19 protein-coding genes and 1 tRNA gene are annotated in these 17,263 nt (G+C 66.2%); 11 read left to right on the forward strand and 9 right to left on the reverse strand.

The features are described 5' to 3' along the window. Positions 1-105: 105 nt before the first annotated feature. A complete protein-coding gene (locus VOI27_RS12885; protein WP_323765760.1) occupies positions 106-387 on the reverse strand; it encodes a hypothetical protein in 282 nt (93 codons plus the stop codon). 121 nt (positions 388-508) lie between these two features. Between VOI27_RS12885 and VOI27_RS12890 the strand changes: the two genes are divergently transcribed. Next, positions 509-1,459: a LysR family transcriptional regulator gene (locus VOI27_RS12890; RefSeq protein ID WP_323765761.1), complete on the forward strand. Its 951-nt coding sequence runs from the start codon at positions 509-511 to the stop codon at positions 1,457-1,459. Between the two features lie 134 nt (positions 1,460-1,593). Continuing rightward, the gene (locus VOI27_RS12895) at positions 1,594-2,415 is read left to right on the forward strand and encodes a DUF481 domain-containing protein (protein WP_323765762.1); all 822 of its coding nucleotides are present in this window, start codon (positions 1,594-1,596) and stop codon (positions 2,413-2,415) included. A 92-nt stretch (positions 2,416-2,507) separates the two neighbouring features. On the opposite strand, the gene VOI27_RS12900 is transcribed toward VOI27_RS12895, so the two are convergent. Both VOI27_RS12900 and VOI27_RS12905 read right to left on the reverse strand, forming a co-directional pair. Continuing rightward, positions 2,508-3,410 carry a 5-dehydro-4-deoxyglucarate dehydratase gene (locus VOI27_RS12900; protein WP_323765787.1) on the reverse strand — a complete coding sequence of 301 codons (903 nt, stop codon included), beginning with the start codon at positions 3,408-3,410 and terminating at the stop codon, positions 2,508-2,510. Between the two features lie 42 nt (positions 3,411-3,452). Beyond that, the gene (locus tag VOI27_RS12905) at positions 3,453-3,749 is read right to left on the reverse strand and encodes a hypothetical protein (protein ID WP_323765763.1); all 297 of its coding nucleotides are present in this window, start codon (positions 3,747-3,749) and stop codon (positions 3,453-3,455) included. Between the two features lie 291 nt (positions 3,750-4,040). Between VOI27_RS12905 and VOI27_RS12910 the strand changes: the two genes are divergently transcribed. The 4 genes from VOI27_RS12910 (at position 4,041) to VOI27_RS12925 (ending at position 8,084) form a co-directional block, all read left to right on the forward strand. Next, entirely contained in the window at positions 4,041-4,748 is a 708-nt protein-coding gene (locus VOI27_RS12910) for a GntR family transcriptional regulator (RefSeq protein WP_323765764.1), read from the forward strand. A gap of 259 nt (positions 4,749-5,007) precedes the next feature. After that, positions 5,008-6,000 carry a tripartite tricarboxylate transporter substrate binding protein gene (locus VOI27_RS12915; RefSeq protein WP_323765765.1) on the forward strand — a complete coding sequence of 331 codons (993 nt, stop codon included), beginning with the start codon at positions 5,008-5,010 and terminating at the stop codon, positions 5,998-6,000. 72 nt (positions 6,001-6,072) lie between these two features. Continuing rightward, entirely contained in the window at positions 6,073-6,555 is a 483-nt protein-coding gene (locus tag VOI27_RS12920; RefSeq protein ID WP_323765766.1) for a tripartite tricarboxylate transporter TctB family protein, read from the forward strand. Continuing rightward, a complete protein-coding gene (locus VOI27_RS12925; protein WP_323765767.1) occupies positions 6,555-8,084 on the forward strand; it encodes a tripartite tricarboxylate transporter permease in 1,530 nt (509 codons plus the stop codon). Before VOI27_RS12920 ends, VOI27_RS12925 begins: the two co-directional genes overlap by 1 nt. Before the next feature lie 303 nt (positions 8,085-8,387). On the opposite strand, the gene VOI27_RS12930 is transcribed toward VOI27_RS12925, so the two are convergent. The 5 genes from VOI27_RS12930 to VOI27_RS12950 form a co-directional block, all read right to left on the reverse strand. Next, the gene (locus VOI27_RS12930) at positions 8,388-8,717 is read right to left on the reverse strand and encodes an NIPSNAP family protein (protein ID WP_323765768.1); all 330 of its coding nucleotides are present in this window, start codon (positions 8,715-8,717) and stop codon (positions 8,388-8,390) included. Continuing rightward, complete coding sequence (locus VOI27_RS12935) at positions 8,714-9,187, reverse strand: TRAP transporter small permease (protein WP_323765769.1); 474 nt, start codon at positions 9,185-9,187, stop codon at positions 8,714-8,716. Before VOI27_RS12935 ends, VOI27_RS12930 begins: the two co-directional genes overlap by 4 nt. Next, positions 9,184-10,470, reverse strand: coding sequence for a TRAP transporter large permease (locus VOI27_RS12940; protein WP_323765770.1), 1,287 nt, complete (start codon positions 10,468-10,470; stop codon positions 9,184-9,186). Before VOI27_RS12940 ends, VOI27_RS12935 begins: the two co-directional genes overlap by 4 nt. A gap of 51 nt (positions 10,471-10,521) precedes the next feature. Further along, positions 10,522-11,496: a TRAP transporter substrate-binding protein gene (locus tag VOI27_RS12945; RefSeq protein WP_323765771.1), complete on the reverse strand. Its 975-nt coding sequence runs from the start codon at positions 11,494-11,496 to the stop codon at positions 10,522-10,524. Positions 11,497-11,559: 63 nt separating this feature from the next. Then, positions 11,560-12,456: an NAD(P)-dependent oxidoreductase gene (locus tag VOI27_RS12950; RefSeq protein WP_323765772.1), complete on the reverse strand. Its 897-nt coding sequence runs from the start codon at positions 12,454-12,456 to the stop codon at positions 11,560-11,562. 146 nt (positions 12,457-12,602) lie between these two features. Here VOI27_RS12950 and VOI27_RS12955 point away from each other — a divergent pair, with 146 nt between their 5' ends. Together VOI27_RS12955 and VOI27_RS12960 are read left to right on the forward strand one after the other, a co-directional pair. After that, entirely contained in the window at positions 12,603-13,346 is a 744-nt protein-coding gene (locus tag VOI27_RS12955) for a FadR/GntR family transcriptional regulator (RefSeq protein ID WP_323765773.1), read from the forward strand. A gap of 13 nt (positions 13,347-13,359) precedes the next feature. Beyond that, positions 13,360-15,006 carry a thiamine pyrophosphate-binding protein gene (locus tag VOI27_RS12960; RefSeq protein ID WP_323765774.1) on the forward strand — a complete coding sequence of 549 codons (1,647 nt, stop codon included), beginning with the start codon at positions 13,360-13,362 and terminating at the stop codon, positions 15,004-15,006. Positions 15,007-15,152: 146 nt separating this feature from the next. Here VOI27_RS12960 and VOI27_RS12965 read toward each other — a convergent pair. Beyond that, a tRNA-Thr gene (locus VOI27_RS12965) sits at positions 15,153-15,227 on the reverse strand. A gap of 114 nt (positions 15,228-15,341) precedes the next feature. Here VOI27_RS12965 and VOI27_RS12970 point away from each other — a divergent pair. Genes VOI27_RS12970 through VOI27_RS12980 form a run of 3 tightly spaced genes read left to right on the forward strand, consistent with a single transcriptional unit; the run spans position 15,342 to position 17,263 of the window. Continuing rightward, complete coding sequence (locus tag VOI27_RS12970; RefSeq protein ID WP_323765775.1) at positions 15,342-15,512, forward strand: hypothetical protein; 171 nt, start codon at positions 15,342-15,344, stop codon at positions 15,510-15,512. Between the two features lie 6 nt (positions 15,513-15,518). Beyond that, positions 15,519-16,787 carry a UDP-N-acetylglucosamine 1-carboxyvinyltransferase gene (murA, locus tag VOI27_RS12975; RefSeq protein ID WP_323765776.1) on the forward strand — a complete coding sequence of 423 codons (1,269 nt, stop codon included), beginning with the start codon at positions 15,519-15,521 and terminating at the stop codon, positions 16,785-16,787. Continuing rightward, a complete protein-coding gene (locus VOI27_RS12980; protein ID WP_323765777.1) occupies positions 16,784-17,263 on the forward strand; it encodes a DUF2948 family protein in 480 nt (159 codons plus the stop codon). The genes murA and VOI27_RS12980 overlap by 4 nt, the downstream gene beginning before the upstream one ends.

Raw genomic sequence — 17,263 nt, forward strand, 5'->3', positions numbered from 1 at the left:
ACTCTATTGCGAAACCCGGAAATTGGAAGCGCCATGGCACGGGCGGGGGCAATCAACCCCTTGTTCCCCCGTCGAAACCTCTGTCCCTGCGCGCAAAGGTCCGGTTCAGGGACCGGCGTGGGGCCGGTCGGCCGGCAAGGCGATCGGGGGCTGGGCCAGCAGGCGGGTCGCATCCGCCATCGCCTCGGAGAGCAGCCGGCGCCCCAGCGCACCGCGCTGCCGGACCCTGTGGCGCTGCGCGGCATGGGTGAAACCGGTGGGCGCCGCGGCCTCGGCGATGATCTGTTCGGCGACCTGCAGGCGGTCGATGATCTCGGCCCCGGCGGCACCGCGGGCCTGCAATGACAGGATGACATCCGGGGAGGACCCGGGATGGAAAAGCGACATGAAAATCCTCTCGAGGGCCTGATGCGGCCGGACCGCCCGAAAAACGGGCGCTCTGTTTCTTACGACCGGGAGACAACCACAGCCAAGCGAATTACACTCCGGGTTCATCGCAGAAATAATCATGGATGCCCCGGCCTTGGACATCGCCCTGATCCGAACCTTTCTCGAGGTGGCCGCCACCGGCTCTTTCGTCAACGCCAGCGAGCGGCTGTTCGTCACCCAGTCGGCGGTCAGCCTGCGGGTGGCGCGGCTCGAGGCCGACCTCGGCAAGCCGCTGTTCACCCGCTCCAAGGCGGGGGCCGAGCTGACCTCGGCGGGGCGTGAATTTGAACGCTACGCGATGTCGCTGATACGGATCTGGGAGGAGGCCCGGCAGCAGATCGGTGTGCCGGAGGGCTATACCAAGTCCCTCAGCATCGGTGCGCAGCACTCGCTCTGGCCGCGGCTGGGGTTTCGCTGGATCGACTTGATGCAGTCGCGGATGCCGACGCTCAACATCAGGGGCGAGCTTGGCATGCCGGAGCGGCTGACCCGCTTGCTGGTCGAAGGGATCGTGCAGATCGGCCTGATGTACACGCCGCAGCTGCGCCCCGGGCTGAGCGCGTCGAAGGTGCTGGACGAGGAGCTGGTGCTGGCCGCCTCCTGGGCGGCGGGGTTCGACGAGATTGCCGGCGATTACGTCTTCGTCGACTGGGGGCCGGAGTTCCTGCACGCCCATGCGCTGGAGTTGCCGCATCTGACCAACCCCGGGCTGACCCTGTCGCTGGGGGCGATGGCGGCGGATTACGTCGCCTCGCGCCGGGCCGCTGCCTATCTGCCGGCGCGCTACATCAAACGCTACCTCGACGCCGGGCAATTGTACCTGGTGCCGGACGCGCCGGTGTTTCCCTATCCGGTCTGGTCGATCTGGCGCGACGACCTCGATGCCGACATTCGCGCCACAGCCGAGGCCACGCTTGTGACAATTCAGTCACAGATCGACGAGGATCAGAGCGCGGTGATCGCCGAACTGGCCGGGATCAGCGCGGCGGAAGAGGTGGAAGTGCTTGGAAATCCTATAGAATCCGATTAAAGCGAGCATTGCTCACGTCATCCGTGATTATATTCAATTTTTCTAATGATTGGGCACTCTCTATCTCTCGTCACAGCAGGAATGCTTCCGCCCCCTCGGGGCAGGATCACACCTTGATGGGAAAGGATTGTCCCATGAAACACCGCACTGCACTGGCCGCCTCGGCGCTGGCCCTCCTGATTGCTTCGCCGGTCTTCGCACAGGGTGCGCTGGTGGGCGTTGACGCGCTCGATGAACGGATCGACGACATTCAGGAAGACGTGACCGACGACCTCAACCGCACCAAGACCCGTGACCGTCTGAGCAACCAGTATGCCCAGGGCTGGACCGGCAGCGTCGCGCTTGGCTTCTCGGCCACCTCTGGCAACACCGACACCGCCGATCTCGATCTCGCCGGCCGGTTTCGTTACGGCAGCGGGCTGTGGAACCACACCCTCGGTTTCGCCGCCGAGTTCGCCGAGGACAACGACGTGCGCAACAAGGAAGAGGTCTACGCCACTTATGACGTGAACCGCTACTTCTCGGAAAACGCCTATATCTTCGGCCTGGCCTCGGCGCGCTACGACAATTTCGACGCCAACAAGATCGACGGGTTCCTGGGCTTTGGTCCGGGCTACCGGGTGATCAACCAGCCCAACCAGACCTGGCGGGTCCAGGCCGGCCCGGGCGTGCGCTATGTCGAAGAGCAGGACGGCAGCAACACCACCGAGACCGCCGGCATCGCCTCGTCGCGCTATTTCTACGGGCTGACCGACACCGTCTCGACCTCGATGGACACCGACGTGATCTTCTCGGAAGAAGACACCATCGTGTCGAACGACCTTGGCGTGAACTTCAAGGTCAGCAACGCGTTGTCGACCCGGATTTCCTATCGCACCGAATGGGACAGCGACCCGCAAGCCGGGTTTGAAAATGCCGACAACACGCTTGGCGTGTCGCTGATCTACGGTTTCTAAGCCTGCCCGAACGACCCTCATGACCTTGGGGGCGGAGCGATCCGCCCCCCTTTTTAATGTCAGCGCCCCAAGGCCGGCGCCGGCACCAAGCCTCAGCCCGCCCGGGCGATCAGGGCGCGCATCATCTCGACCTCTTCCTCTGACAGGTCGGTCAGCGGCGCACGCACCGGACCGGTGGCAAAGCCACGCAGCGCCACGCCCGCCTTGACCGCCGACACCGCATAGCCCGCCTCGCGGTCGCGGATCTCGGCGAAGGGATAGTAGAAATCGCGAAGCAACGCCTCGCAGCCCGCATCATCGCCGGCGCTGAAGGCCTTGTGAAACGCCAGCGCGGTTTCCGGCACGAAGTTGAACACCGCCGAGGAATAGGTCGACATGCCGGCCCCCTTGTAGGCCTGCGCAAAGAGTTCATGCGTCGGCATCCCGCCGATATAGGACAGCCGCTCGCCCAGCCGCAGGGTGACGCGGCGCACGGTATCGATGTCGCCGGTGCCGTCCTTGAACCCGATCAGGTTCGGACACTCCGCCGCGAGCTGTTCCAGCGTTTCGGCCGAGACCCGCGACTGGCCGCGATTGTAGACGATCACCCCCATGTTGGTGGCGTTGCAGACCGCGCGGATGCGCTCGGCGACGCCCTTCTGCGGCCCTTCGGTCAGGTAATGCGGCAGCAGCAGGATGCCGTCGCCGCCGGCGGCCTCGATCTCTCGGGCCAGATCGCAGGCGACCCGCGTGCCATAGCCACAACCGGCGATCACCGGGGCGTCGCCCGAGATCTCCTTGGTGGCCCGCACCACCTCGACGATCTCGGAGGGGCTGAGCGAGAACATCTCTCCGGTGCCGCCGGCGACGATCAGCCCGGCGACGGGGTATTGCGACAGCCAGTCGAGATGCGACTGGAACGGCGCCTTGGCAAAGTTGTCTTCGCCGTCGAAGGGCGTGACCGGAAAGGACAGCAGGCCGTTGCGGATGATCTCGCGCAGGTCGGTGGGGGCAATCATGGTAGTCTCCTTGAAGGGGTCAGAGGGCGGCCGGGGCCGTCAGGCAAGGTCATCCGGCAGAACGGGTTGCGGAAAGGGCTGGTTGCCCACCGGCCGCAGGACGCCGCGGATCGGCAGGGGGTCGACCGAGGAGGCGTCGGAGTGGGTGCGTGCCGGGCCGGCCCGCCCGGCACCATCGCGTGGCAGGCTTTGAGCCCGGTGGGAAAGCCGTTGGCCGACCGGAAAGCCGTGCGAAGGTCGGTGACCGGGACTGGCCAAGCGCGTCTCGGTGTCGATGCAGCGGTCGGCGATCAGGTGGTTGCTATGCGGGGCAAAGCGCGAGAGCGTGCCGTCCATTTGCGAGAATCCTTTCGTCTGGGCTGGCGCGGGTCCGACCGGTTCAAATCTCGCGTTCAGCATATACACTAATATTTTAGTTTGAAAAGCCACGGCGTTTTCTGCATCATCCGAACGCGGTGCGGCGAGGTGACACCGTTCTGTCCGCTTGCGGTGACCCGGCCGCATGTGGTTGATCTATCGCGGTCCGCCGCGCAGCCTTGGCGGAGACTTCAATGGCCCCGAAACCCGCCGCCTGGCGGTCGCGGGGTCGGGACCCAGCGGCCCGCAGGCCGGAAAGGTGCGTGGGATATGTCGATCGACTCCGCCTATGATCTTGTCAGACGTCACGAACCGCGCGAGCGCCTCTCGGCCTCTGGGCGGATTTACGATGATCTGCGTCAGAGGATCCTGTCGCTCGAGCTGCCGCCGGGCACCAACCTGCTGCGCACCGAGCTGGCGGCGAAATATGAGGTCAGCCAGACCCCGCTGCGCGATGCCCTGCAGCGGCTGCAGCAGGACGGGCTGGTGCAGATCTTTCCGCAGTCGCGCACCATGGTGACCAAGATCGATATCCCCTTGATTCACGAGGCTTCTTTCCTGCGAAAGGCGCTCGAGACCGAGGTGGTGCGCCATCTGGCACGGGACGCGTCGGACGAGGTGGTGGCCAAGGCGCGGTCAGTGCTGGAGATGCAGGAGGCGATTGCCCAGGACCCTTCGCAGTTGCGGCTGTTTCACGAGCTTGACGAATATTTCCACCGGGTTCTCTTTGAAGGGTCCGGACGCGGCAACCTGCACCGGTTGATCCGCTCACGCTCCGGCCACCTGGACCGGGTGCGGCGCCTGCAGGTGCATTCGCCGGCCAAGATCCGGTCGATCCTCGAGGGGCATGTGGCGATTCTTGCCGGGATCGAGGCGGGCGAAGAAGCCGCGGCCATGGCCGCGATGCGCCTGCATCTGTTCAAGCGGCCCGACTGGGTCGAGGAATTTCGCGTCGCGCACGCGGAATATTTCGCCTGATTCCGGCGATACACGTCGAAATTCACGCCACTCTCTCGACCTGAGCGCAGCCGCAGCAGGGGGCGGCCGTCGGTTCACGCTTGCCATGTCCAAATATTAATATAGTAATATATCAGTTACCGGAGGGCCCCGCCGACTGATCCTGACGCGATGCGGAGATCGCGCAGGATGCCCCGACCACGATGGGGCAGCGCAGGGCGATGGCCCGGGTGACGACAGGCGACGGCGGGACCGTCGCGCGATTTGGAGGAGAACTGGAATGCACAGACGGACACTTCTTGCCACGGCCACGGCCCTGGCGACTGGACTGGTCACGGGGCTGGCGCCGATCGGCGCGGCTGCGGCCGATTTCCCGAGCCGCGACATCCGCGTCATCGTGCCCTGGGGTGCCGGCGGCGGCACCGACGGCATCGTTCGCAAGATCACCACCCTGGCCGAAACCGAGCTCGGCGATGCCGGCATGTATGTCGAGAACATCGAGGGCGGGATCAGTGCCACCGGCGTCGGCCAGCTGATGAATGCCCGGCCCGACGGTTATACCATCGGCGCGCTGACCTATGACAGTGTCGTCACCGTGCCGTGGCAGGGGATGCTGCCGACCTACAAGATGGACAAGCTCAAGCTGATCGCGCGCCTCACCAGCGAGCCCGACGCGATCATCGTCGATGCGACCTCGGACTACCGCTCGCTCGACGATCTGCTGGCGGCCGCCAAGGCCGACCCCGGCCAGGTGCGGATCGGCATCCAGAACCTCGGCGGCCGCATTCACCTGACCCTGCTGCAGCTGCAGGAGATCACCGGCACCGAGTTCAAGATCGTCTCCTATCCCGGCGGCGCCGCCCCGCAGAAAGAGGCCATCCTCTCTGACGAGGTGGACGTGGTGATCACCAGCCTCGGCGATTTTGCCAGCCTGCTCGAGGACGGCACCACCCGCGGTCTGGTGGAATTCGGCGCCGCGCCGAACCCGACCTATGACGTGCCGCTGGCGGTCGACGAAGGCGTCGACCTGCAGAACGGCAGCTTCATCGTCCTGGCCGCCCCGGCCGGCACCCCCGACGATGTCGTCGCCACCATCGAGGGCGCCTACAAGGCCGCCTATGACAGCGATGACTTCCAGAACTGGGTTGCCAAGGTCGGCGTGACCCCGGACTGGATCGGCTCTGACGCGGTGACGGCCTGGGCCGACGAAGCCTCTGGCGTGCTGTTCGACAAGATGGACGCGCTGGTCGAGGCGGGCGTGCTGTCGCAATAAGTCGCGCGCCTTGCGCAAGACCGGGCACCGGGGCCTTGGCCTCGGTGCCTGCCCATTTCCGGAGGACAGGCCATGAGCGGCAAAGCTGGCATCCTGAGGCTGGGGGTGGCCTTTCCCCTCGTCCTGCTGGTGCTTACCACAGTCTATTTCGCGGCGGCATTCGACATCCGCGCGCAATTCACCCCCGAAGGCGAGATGGGTCCGCAGCACATTCCGATGCTGGTCTCGGGCCTGATGTACGCGGCCCTGCTGACCGTGCTGGTGCAGGAGTTGCGCCGGCCCGCGACGCTGGCCGACACCGATGAGCACGCCGACCTGCTGCGTCCCGCCCTGGTGGTGGTGGCGACGGCAGCCTACATCTGGCTGTTCCGACCGCTGGGCTATGCGCTCTCGACCGCGCTGTTCGTCACCAGCCTGTTCGTCGTCTTCCGGTTCCAGACCGGACGGCCTGTGCGGATGGCACTTTCTGTCGTCGCAGTGGTCGCGGCGTTCTACGGGCTGTTTTCCGGCATCTTCGGCGTGCGCCTGCCGACCCTGATCGAGGGGCTGCTGTGATGGAGACCCTGAGCATCTTTGCCGGCGGCTTTGCCGAACTGGCCGATCCGGCGGTCCTGGCCTTCATGGTGGTGGGCTTTCTGGTCGGCACCTTCTTTGGTGCCATGCCGGGGCTGACCTCGGTGCTGGCGATCGCGCTGCTCTTGCCGATCACCTACACCATCGACGTGGTGCCGGCGCTGGTGATGAGCGCGTCGATCTTCATGGCCGGGATGTATTCCGGCTCGATCACGGCCACCACCATCAACATTCCCGGCGCGCCCTCGTCGATGATGACCGCGATCGAGGGCAATGCCCTGATGCGCCGCGGCAAGGGTGCAAACGCGCTGGGCCACGCGGCGCTGGGCTCGATGATCGGCGGCGCGATCGGCGCGGTGCTGCTGATGGCCTTCATGCCGCTGGCGGCCGAGGTCTCGCTCTTGATCCGCACGCCGGGCAAGTTCTCGCTGGTGCTGTTCGCGCTGGTGGTGATCATCATCGTCGACAAGGGCGCCATCGCCAAGGGGCTGGTCGCCACGCTGATGGGGATCATGCTGGCCACCATCGGCATCGACGTGCTGCAACCGGTGCCGCGGTTCAATTTCGGCACCGAGACGCTGGTGCAGGGCATCGACATCATGCCCATCGTCATCGGTGCCTTCGCGGTCAGCGAGGTGCTGATCCAAGCGCAGAACTGGCAATCCTCGCTCGGCGCGACGCTGGACAAGGCGCGGGCGATCCCGATCCGCCGCCGCGATTTCCTGCCGCCGCTGTCCGAGATCCGCGAGATCGGCCTGTTCACCTACCTCAAGAGCGCCGTCATCGGCTATGGCATCGGCATCCTGCCCGGGGCGGGCGGGTCGATGGCGGCCTTCGTCTCCTATGCGATGGCGCGCGGCAGCTCGAAGACGCCCGAAGCCTACGGCAAGGGCTCGCGACAGGGCATCGCCGCCGCCGAGGCCGGCAACAACGCCATGTGTGGCGGGGCCTTCGTGCCGATGCTGATGTTCGGCATCCCGGGCGATCCGACCACCGCGGTGGTGCTGGGGGTGCTGGTGATCAACGGGCTGCAACCGGGGCCGCGGCTGCTTGATGGTCAGGCCGAGCTGCTGGCGCCGATGTTCGCCTCGCTGCTGGTCAGCGCGCTGGTGCTGATCCCGCTGACGCTGTTCCTGTTCGGCCCGTGGTTCGTGCGCATCGTGTCGATCCCCAAGGGGCTCCTGTATAGCGCGATCGCCGTCGTGGCGCTGGTGGGCAGCTATGTCGCCACCTATTCGGTGTTCCAGATGTCGCTGGCGGTGATCTTCGGGGTGCTGGCCTTCTTCATGCGCAAGCTGGGGTATTCGACGGTCTCGCTGCTGTTGGGCTTCATCCTCGGGCCGGATCTCGAGCAGTATCTCAGGCGGGCGCTGTCGCTGAGCGATGGCAACCCGCTGGTGTTCCTGACCAGCCTCGACAGCCTGTTCTTCCTCGTGCTGACCGCAATCTTTGTCTACCTGATCCTGTTCCGCCGCAAGGCGGCCGGCAAGACCGCGTCCGCACAGGCCTGACGACACTGCCGATCCGGACGGCAAAAAGCCCCCGCCATTCGTTGAGATGGCGGGGGCCTTTGCGTGTCTGGTCGGCGGCGCATCGCTGAGCAAACGGTCGATCAAGGCCGGGGTGGTGCCTTGGCTTGCGCGGTTGTCGCAGTTCGTCCTCGTGCCGTTGGCCGACCTGACCCAAGCGCCCCCATGCCGCCGGGGGGCTGCCGAGGCGGCCACGATACCGGCCCGAAAGCCCCCGCCCCGGACGTGAAAAAGCCCCCGCCATCAGTCGTGATGGCGAGGGCCTCGGGGTCTGACGGGCAGGCGTCAGTCCTTGGCGGGTTTGCCGAAGAAGGATGCAGGGGTCAGGATGGTGTTGACCTGGCGGGCGAGGTTTCCGCTCTCGGCGCTGAGCTTGAGGAACTTCTGCCACTCCGGATCGGCGGCCAGGTTGGCGCGCTTGCGGGCGCGGTCTGCGGCGTCCTCGTAAGCCCAGATGTGGACGTAGGAATTGACGTCGCCGGTCTCGACCGCGCCGTAGACCACCGGCTCGCCCAGGTGACGGCGCTGGACCTCCCAGCCGTGGTCTTCGTACATCTTCATGTGTTTCTTGATCCGGCCGGGATGGCAGGTGTAGGTGCGGTGATCGAGTATCATGGGGAGGGGTCCTTTCGTCTGAGAAGTCGGAGGAGATCGGCCAGCGCGTAGACGATCATCACCGCGCCCGAGACCGGGATCGCGGCATAGAAAAGCGAGGAGGGCAGGCCGAGGATCGGCGTCAGTGCCCGCGCCTTGAGGGTGAGTTGGGCGCCGTGCCAGGTCATCACGCAGAGAAAGCAGAGACCCAGCAGGGTGATCAGGATGTGCAGCATCCGCGCCGGGGTGGGCGACAGCACATCTGCCAGCCAGAGCACCTGAAAATGTCCCTTTTCGCGCCAGAGCGCGGCGGCGCCTGCAAAGACCATCCAGGCAAACAGCCCCTGCACGATCTCGTCGAACCAGGCAAAGCCGGCCAGCTGGAAGGTCCGCGCCACCACGTTGACAAAAAGCAGCACGAAAAGCGCCGCGAGGCAGGCGATGGGCACCGCGCGCAGCACCTGGCCGGCGATATGGTCGAGCCGCCTCATTCGCCCAGCACCAGCGTCGGCAGCCAGGTCGAAACCGCCGGCACCGAGACCACCAGCAGCAGCACCAGCGTCAGTCCGATCAGATAGGGGGTGAGGGCGCGCGACAACCGGCCGACCGGCATGTTGGCCACGGCCGAGACCGCAAAGAGCACCATGCCCACCGGCGGCGTCAGCAGCCCCAGCATCGAGCACATGATCATGATCACCCCGAACTGGATCGGATCGACGCCGATCTGCGCCATCACCGGGGCAAACAGCGGCACCGTCAGGACGATGACAGCGATGCCTTCGAGGAACATGCCCAGCACCAGGAGGATCAGCACCACGATGGCGAGGATCACGGCGGGCGAGTCGGAAAAACCGATCATCGAGGAGACCAGCGCATCAGGCACCCGCTGGTGCACCAGCAGCCAACCGAAGAACCCGGCGGCGGCAATGACGAACATCACGCTGATGGTGTTTTGCAGCGTGCTCCAGAAGATGCCCGGCAGCTGGCCGGGCTTGATCTCGCCATAGACCACCATCGACAGGAACATCGCATAGGCGCTGGCGGCGACGCCGGCCTCGGTCGGGGTGAAGAGCCCGCCGAAGATGCCGGCGATGATGATCATCGGGGTCAGCAGCGACAGGGCGGCGCCCTTGAAGCTGTCCCAGATCTCGTGCCAGTCGATGTGATCGGCGCGCGGCATCTTGTGGCGCAGCGCCACCAGCCAGACCGCCGCCATCAGCGCCAGCGCCATCAGCACTCCCGGCACCACGCCGGCAAGGAACAGCTTGGCCACCGAGACGCCGGTGATCGAGGAATAGAGTACAAACGGGATCGACGGCGGAAACACCGGCCCGATGGTCGAGGAGGCGGCGGTGATCGCGGCGCTGAAGTCCGGGTCGTAGCCCTTGTCGGCCATCGCCTTCAACTCGACCTGTCCGAGACCTGCGGCATCCGCCACGGCGGCGCCGGACATGCCGGAAAAGAACAGTGAGGCCAGCACGTTGACCTGTCCCAGACCGCCGCGCACATGACCAACGCAGGCATTGGCAAAGCGAAAGATGCGTTCGGTGATGCCGCCGGTGTTCATCAGCGTGCCGGCAAGGATGAAGAACGGGATCGCCAGCAGGGTGAACCCGGTGGTGGCCGAGAACATGCGCTGCGGCAGCATGGCGAGGATGCGGAAATCGCCCTGCAGCGCATAGAAGCCGACCGCGGTCAGCCCGAGCGACACGGCGATCGGCACGCCCAGCCCGATCAGCGCCAGAAGCGCGCCGAGTATCAGAAAAGTTGTCATGTCATCGACCTTGAAGGCCCCCCGCGAGACAGGTTCGCGGGGGGCCGGGAATCATTTCAGGAAGCTCAGGAAGGTCTCCATGTTCTCCTGACCGGAGTACTCGGCGACACGTTCGCGCGCCGGGCCCATCTTGGCGGCAAAGGGGGCCAGATCGGGGCGGGTGACGGCCATGCCGGCCTCTTCCAGCTTGGCGATCTCGTCTTCCTCCTGGGCGATCACCGCGGCGCGCATCATCTCGCCCGCCGTCTTGCTTTCCTCGCGCAGGATGGTCTGCTGCTCGTTGGTCAGCCCGTCAAAGACATCCTTGTTGATGACATGCACCATCGAGTTATAGACGTGCCGCGTCAGCGCCAGGTTCTCCTGAAAGTCGTTCAGCTTGTAGTGGTAGATCACGCCGATCGGGTTTTCCTGGCCGTCGACGACGCCCTGGTTGAGCGCGTTGGGAAGCTCGGGAAAGGCGATCTGGGTGGTGGTGGCGCCCAGGCCTTCGAGCGCGGCGACGATCTGCAGCTCGGGCGGGGTGCGCAGCTTGAGGCCGGCGACATCCTCGGGCGTGTTGATCGGCCCGACCGAGTTGGTGATGTTGCGAAAGCCGTATTCCCAGTTCGACAGCAACACCAGCCCCTGATCCTCGAGCTTGGGCCCGGCCCAGTCGGAGAACGGCCCGTCGAGCACTTCATGCGCGTGCTCGTAGCTGTTGAAGGCAAAGGGCGTCATCACCGTGCCGAAGGCCTTCTCGTACTTGTCGAGCCCGCCCTGCGTCGGCAGGTTCATCTCGATCGCGCCAAGAATGGTCTGTTCCAGCTGTTCCGGCGGGCTGCCCAGTTGGTTGGCCGGGTAGAGCTCGACCGCGATGGCGCCCTCGGTGCGCTCGGCCACGGCCTCGGCAAAGGCCTGGGCTGCGATATGGCCGGGGTGGGTCTCGGCGGCGAAATGCGCCAGCCGCAGGGTCACGTCCTGCGCCATGGCGCTTCCCGCGACCAGTGCCGCCGTGGCGGTCGATACGAGCAAAGTCCTGAACATCATGTGGTTTTCCTCCCTGTGATATGAAATGCCCCGCGTCCCTCCCTGGCCGCGGGGATGGGTCTTTCAGTCGGCGGCGGGCAGTTTCGCCTCGACGCCGGTCAGTTCCTCATAGGCCTTGATGACGGCGGTACAGCCTTCGTCGCCGTGCCCCATGATCGAGGCCAGCGCATAGGTCTGGTGCACCGATTGCGCCATGAAGCCGGGCAGGCCGGCCTGCTCCAGCCATTCGGCGTAGTAACGCACGTCCTTCTGGGCGTTCGACAGCGACATATGCGGGGTGAAATCGCGCAGCAGGGTCATCTCGCCGTAGAGATCCATCATCCCCGATTTGCCGCCGGCGGCCGAGATGATGCCAATCACCTTGGTCATGTCGAGCCCCTCCTTGGCGGCGAGCGCGAAGCCCTCGCAGAACGAGGCGACATTGGCGAAGGCGATGTAGTTGTGGATCAGCTTGAGCCGGATCGCGTGGCCGGCGGGGCCGACGTGAAAGATGTTCTCGGCATAGGTCTCGAAGATCGGGCGCAGCCGCTCCATCAGCGCTTCCTCGCCACCAAAGAGGATGTTGACCTCACCACGGTCGGCATGCGCCGGGGTGCGGGTCATCGGGGCCTCGCAATAGAGCACGCCGGCGGCCTCGCAGGCGGCGCGCATCACGTCGACATGTTCGGCCGAGACGGTGGTGTGATCGACGAGGATGTCGCCCGGGGACATTGCCGCCAGCGCGCCCTCGGGGCTGAGCGTCAGGGCCTGGACCGCCTCGGCGGTGGTGATGCAGACCATCAGAACCTGGCAGTCGCGGGCCATCTGCACGGCGTTGTCCCCGGCGGTCGCGCCCTGCCGGACCGCCAGCGCCACACGCTCGGCGTCGAGGTCCGTCACCGTCAGGTCCACGCCTTTTGCCGCCATGTTCTTGGCCAGCCCGCGGCCCATGCCGCCCAGCCCGATCAATCCGATTCTCATTTCGTCCTCCACGTTTGCCAGATAGAAAGCACCAAAACAGGTTGTCTGACAACCTGTTTACTGATAAAAAATTTGAAGGCAGTCGGGCGGCGGGGTAGGCTGCGCCCGCAGACTGCTGCCAAAGCCGGACATTGGAGGTTCGCACCATGCCTGACGCACCAGGGCTCTTTGATCGCATCGACCGGCCGCGCCGGTTGCCGGACGAGGTCGCGGTCTCGATCACCGCCGCCATCGAGGGCGGCCAGCTGGCCCCCGGCGACCGGCTGCCGACCGAGGCCGAGCTGGCCAAGCGGTTCGGCGTCGCCCGCACCGTGGTGCGCGAGGCGATTTCGCTGCTGCGCTATGACGGGATCGTCGATTCGCGCCGCGGGGTCGGGGCCTTCGTCACCGATGCTTCGCAGCGGTCGTCCTTCCGGATCAGCCCGGCCTGTTTCGAGAAGCGCAAGCAGATCGTCCAGCTGCTGCAATTGCGCACCGGGGTGCAGGCCGGTGCCTCGGCGCTGGCCGCCACCGCCCGGACCGAGGATCAGATGGCCCGGATCGACGCGCTCTACCAGCAGATGGCCGAGGCCGACGCCCGAGGCCCGGCCGAGGCGCTGGAGGAACGCGTCGACACCGAGCTCCTGCTCTATCGCCACATCACCGAAGCCTCGAACAATCCCTATTACGCCGAGGTCGTGGCTATGATCGAAACCAATATCCAGAACAACCTGCGCTCGGCTTTCCTCAAGAACGCCGCCGCCTCGGAATTCGGCCCCGCGATCATGGACGAGCACCGCGCGGTGCTCGACGCGCTGCATGCCCAGGACGCCGAGGCCGCCCGCACCGCCACACGCACACGGTTCGAACGCGCCGCCGACCGGCTCGCCGCGCGCGCCGATTTCGCCTGAAAGGATACGACTGATGAAAGATACACCGACAGCGGCCCACGGCGGGGCGCTTCTGGTCGATTGCCTTGCGGCGCAGGGCGTGGAGCGGGTGTTCTGCATCCCGGGCGAGAGCTTTCTCGCCGCGCTCGACGGGCTGCATGATGCTGACATCGAGGTGGTGGTCTCGCGTCACGAGGGCGGTGCGGCAATGATGGCCGAGGCCACCGGCAAGCTGACCGGCAAGCCCGGCGTCGCCTTCGTCACCCGCGGCCCCGGCGCCACCAACGCCAGCGCCGGCGTGCATGTCGCCTTTCAGGACAGCACGCCGATGGTGCTCTTCGTGGGTCAGGTGGCCAGCGACCAGCGCGACCGCGAGGCTTTTCAGGAGGTCGATTATCGCGCCATGTTCGGACCGCTCGCCAAATGGGTGGCCGAGATCGACCGCGCTGACCGCATCCCCGAATACATCAGCCATGCCTTCCACGTGGCGCAATCCGGCCGGCCCGGCCCCGTGGTTCTGGCGCTGCCCGAGGACATGCTCTCCGGCCCGGCCCAGGGCACCCCGGTGCCCGCCGCCACGCTGCCCTCGGGGGCCGTGGCCGATGCCGATATCGCGGCGGTGATCGACCGGCTGGCCGGGGCGGAGCGGCCGCTGGTCATCGTCGGCGGTGCCAGCTGGTCGGCCGAGGCCGCCGCCGCGCTGGGCGAGTTCGCGCAGACCATGGGGCTGCCGGTGGGTGCCTCCTTCCGCTGTCAGGATTTCCTCGACAACCGCCATCCGAACTACGCGGGCGACGTCGGCATCGGCATCAACCCGGCACTGGCTCAAAGGGTGCGCGACGCCGATGTGATCCTCGCCCTCGGCCCGCGTCTGGGGGAGATGACGACCTCGGGCTACACCCTGCTGACGCCGCCGGTCGCGGCGCAGGCGCTGATCCACATCCATGCCGATCCCTCCGAGATCGGCCGCGTCTACCGCCCCGACATGGCGCTTGTCGGCCAGCCCGGCCCGGTGGTGAAACAACTGGCCCAGGCCGCGCGCGCCCGCGAGGGCGGCGACTGGCTCGCCACTGCGCGGGCCGACTACGAGGCCTGGCAGCAGCCGCAGGAAACCCCCGGAGCGCTCAAGATGGAGCAGGTGATCGCGCATCTCAACGAGGTGCTGGCGGACGACGCGATCCTGACCAACGGCGCCGGCAACTACTCGGCCTGGCTGCACCGCTACTACCGCTACCGCGGCTGGCGCACCCAGCTTGCGCCGACCTCCGGGTCGATGGGCTATGGCCTGCCGGCGGCGATCGCGGCCAAACTGCAGCATCCCGACCGCGAGGTGATCTGCCTGGCGGGTGACGGTTGTTTCCAGATGGTGTCGCAGGAGTTTTCGGTGGCCTGCGAGCAGGGGGCCAACTTGATCGTCCTCGTCTCTGATAACGGCATGTACGGCACGATCCGCATGCACCAGCAGCGCCACTACCCCGGCCGGCCCTCCGGTACGCGGCTGACCAACCCCGATTTCGCCGCCCTCGCGCGCGCTTATGGCGGGTTTGGCGCCACGGTTTCGGCGACCGAAGCGTTTGGCCCGGCATTCAAGGCGGCACAGGAGAGCGGCCTGCCGGCGATCCTGCACCTCAAGCTCGACCCCGCCGCCCTGTCGCCGAAGTTGCGACTCGAGGGGACCTGACGCCGCGAGACAGGGTTTGCGGATCAAGGCGCGTGGGCAACCATGCGCCTTTTTCGTTGGATGGGTCTGCGGATGGATCAGGCGTGCCCAGCCGACCGCCACGCCAAAGGCGCAGGCAGGCAAGATATCGTGAAACACTGGGAAAATGGTGCTGCTGGAGAGAATTGAACTCTCGACCTCTCCCTTACCAAGGGAGTGCTCTACCTCTGAGCTACAGCAGCGCCGGGGTGCCTCAGCGGATCGCTTCGGCGTGGTGTGGCGGGTGATTAGACGCAATCGCGCAGCAGTGCAAGGGCAATCTGGACCCTTTTTTGCAGTTGCGATACCACAGGCGCATGACCCGTGATAGCGACACCCCGACACCCGGCAAGAAGCCCCGCGACGAAAGCCGCGAAGCAAGGCTCAAGGCGGCATTGAAAGCGAACCTGGGACGCCGAAAGGCGCAGGCCCGCGCCAGGGCAGAGCCCGACGCGGCACCCAAGGACAAGAACGAACAAGAGGACTGAACAGGCATGGATTCGATTATCGTCACGGGCAATGGCCCGTTGCAGGGGCAAATCCCCATTGCCGGCGCCAAGAATGCCTGCCTCACCCTGATGCCGGCGACGCTTCTGAGCGAAGAACCGCTCACCCTGACCAACGCGCCGCGGCTGTCTGACATCAAGACGATGACGACGCTGCTGCAGTCACTGGGGTCCGAGGCTTCGAGCCTGCAGGACGGCAAGGTGATCTCGCTGTCGAGCCATGACCTCACCAGCCACACCGCCGATTACGAGATCGTGCGCAAGATGCGTGCCTCGAACCTGGTGCTTGGTCCGATGCTGGCGCGGCTCGGCCAGGCGGTGGTTTCGCTGCCCGGCGGCTGCGCCATCGGCGCCCGGCCGATGGACCTGCACATCACCGCGCTCGAGGCGCTGGGCGCCGAGATCGAGCTGAAGGACGGCTACCTGCACGCCAAGGCGCCCGGCGGGCTGAAAGGCGCGGTGCACGAGCTGCGCTTTGCCTCCGTCGGCGCGACCGAGAACACGGTGATGGCGGCGACTTTGGCCAAGGGCACCACGGTGCTGAAGAACGCCGCCCGCGAGCCCGAAATCGTCGATCTGGTGCGCTGCCTGCGCAAGATGGGCGCGCAGATCGAGGGCGAGGGCAGCTCGACCATCACCATCGAGGGCGTCGACCGGCTGCATGGCGCCACCCACCCGGTGGTCACCGACCGGATCGAGCTCGGCACCTACATGATTGCCCCGGCAATCGCCGGTGGCGAGGTCGAATGCCTCGGTGGCAAGCTCGAGCTGGTCCAGTCCTTCGCCGAAAAGCTCGACGCCGCCGGCGTCTCGGTCGAGGAAACCGACACCGGCCTCAAGGTTGCCCGCCGCAATGGCCGGGTGCAGGCGGTGGATGTGAAGACCGAGGTCTTCCCCGGCTTCCCGACCGACCTGCAGGCGCAGATGATGGCGCTGATGTGCACCGCCGAAGGCGAGGCGACGCTTGACGAAACCATCTTCGAGAACAGGTTCATGCATGCCCCCGAACTGACCCGCATGGGGGCCGATATCGAGGTCCACGGCGGTCAGGCGCGGGTGCGCGGGGTCGAGCGGCTCAAGGGGGCGCCGGTGATGGCCACCGATCTGCGCGCCTCGGTGTCGCTGATCCTCGCCGGTCTCGCGGCCGAGGGCGAGACCCGGGTCAGCCGGGTCTACCATCTCGACCGCGGCTACGAGAACGTGGTCGCCAAGCTGCGCGGTGTCGGCGCGCAAATCGAACGGGTGAAGGAAGAATGAGTCGCGACGCCACATTCGAGGACGGCCGGGACGCACCGCTCTACCTCGCGGCGCTGGATCCGGAGGACCTGCAGGTCCTCTCGGCGCTGGCGCAGGATGCCGTGTTCCCGATCACCGAAATGCGCTGGCAGGCGCGGGCGCGGCGCTTTGCGCTGCTGCTCAACCGCTTCCGCTGGGAGGACCGGCCCGCCGCCGAGCGCCACGGCCGTGCGCCCGAGCGGGTGCAGGCGCTTCTGGTGATCGACAACGTGCTCAAGGTCGCAAGTCAGGGCATCGACCGCACCGACACCGACCTGATCCTGTCGCTGCTCGCGGTCAGCTTTACCCCCGGCAATGACGGCACCGGCGAGGTGCTGCTGACGCTGGCCGGCGACGGCGCGATCCGGCTCGAGGTCGAGGCGCTCGAGGCCACGCTCAAGGACGTCACCCGCCCCTATGTCGCCCCCTCTCACAAGGTGCCGACGCATCCGGAGTAG

The sequence above is a fragment of the Marinovum sp. genome, from assembly GCF_034669705.1.
Taxonomy (GTDB): Bacteria; Pseudomonadota; Alphaproteobacteria; order Rhodobacterales; family Rhodobacteraceae; genus Marinovum.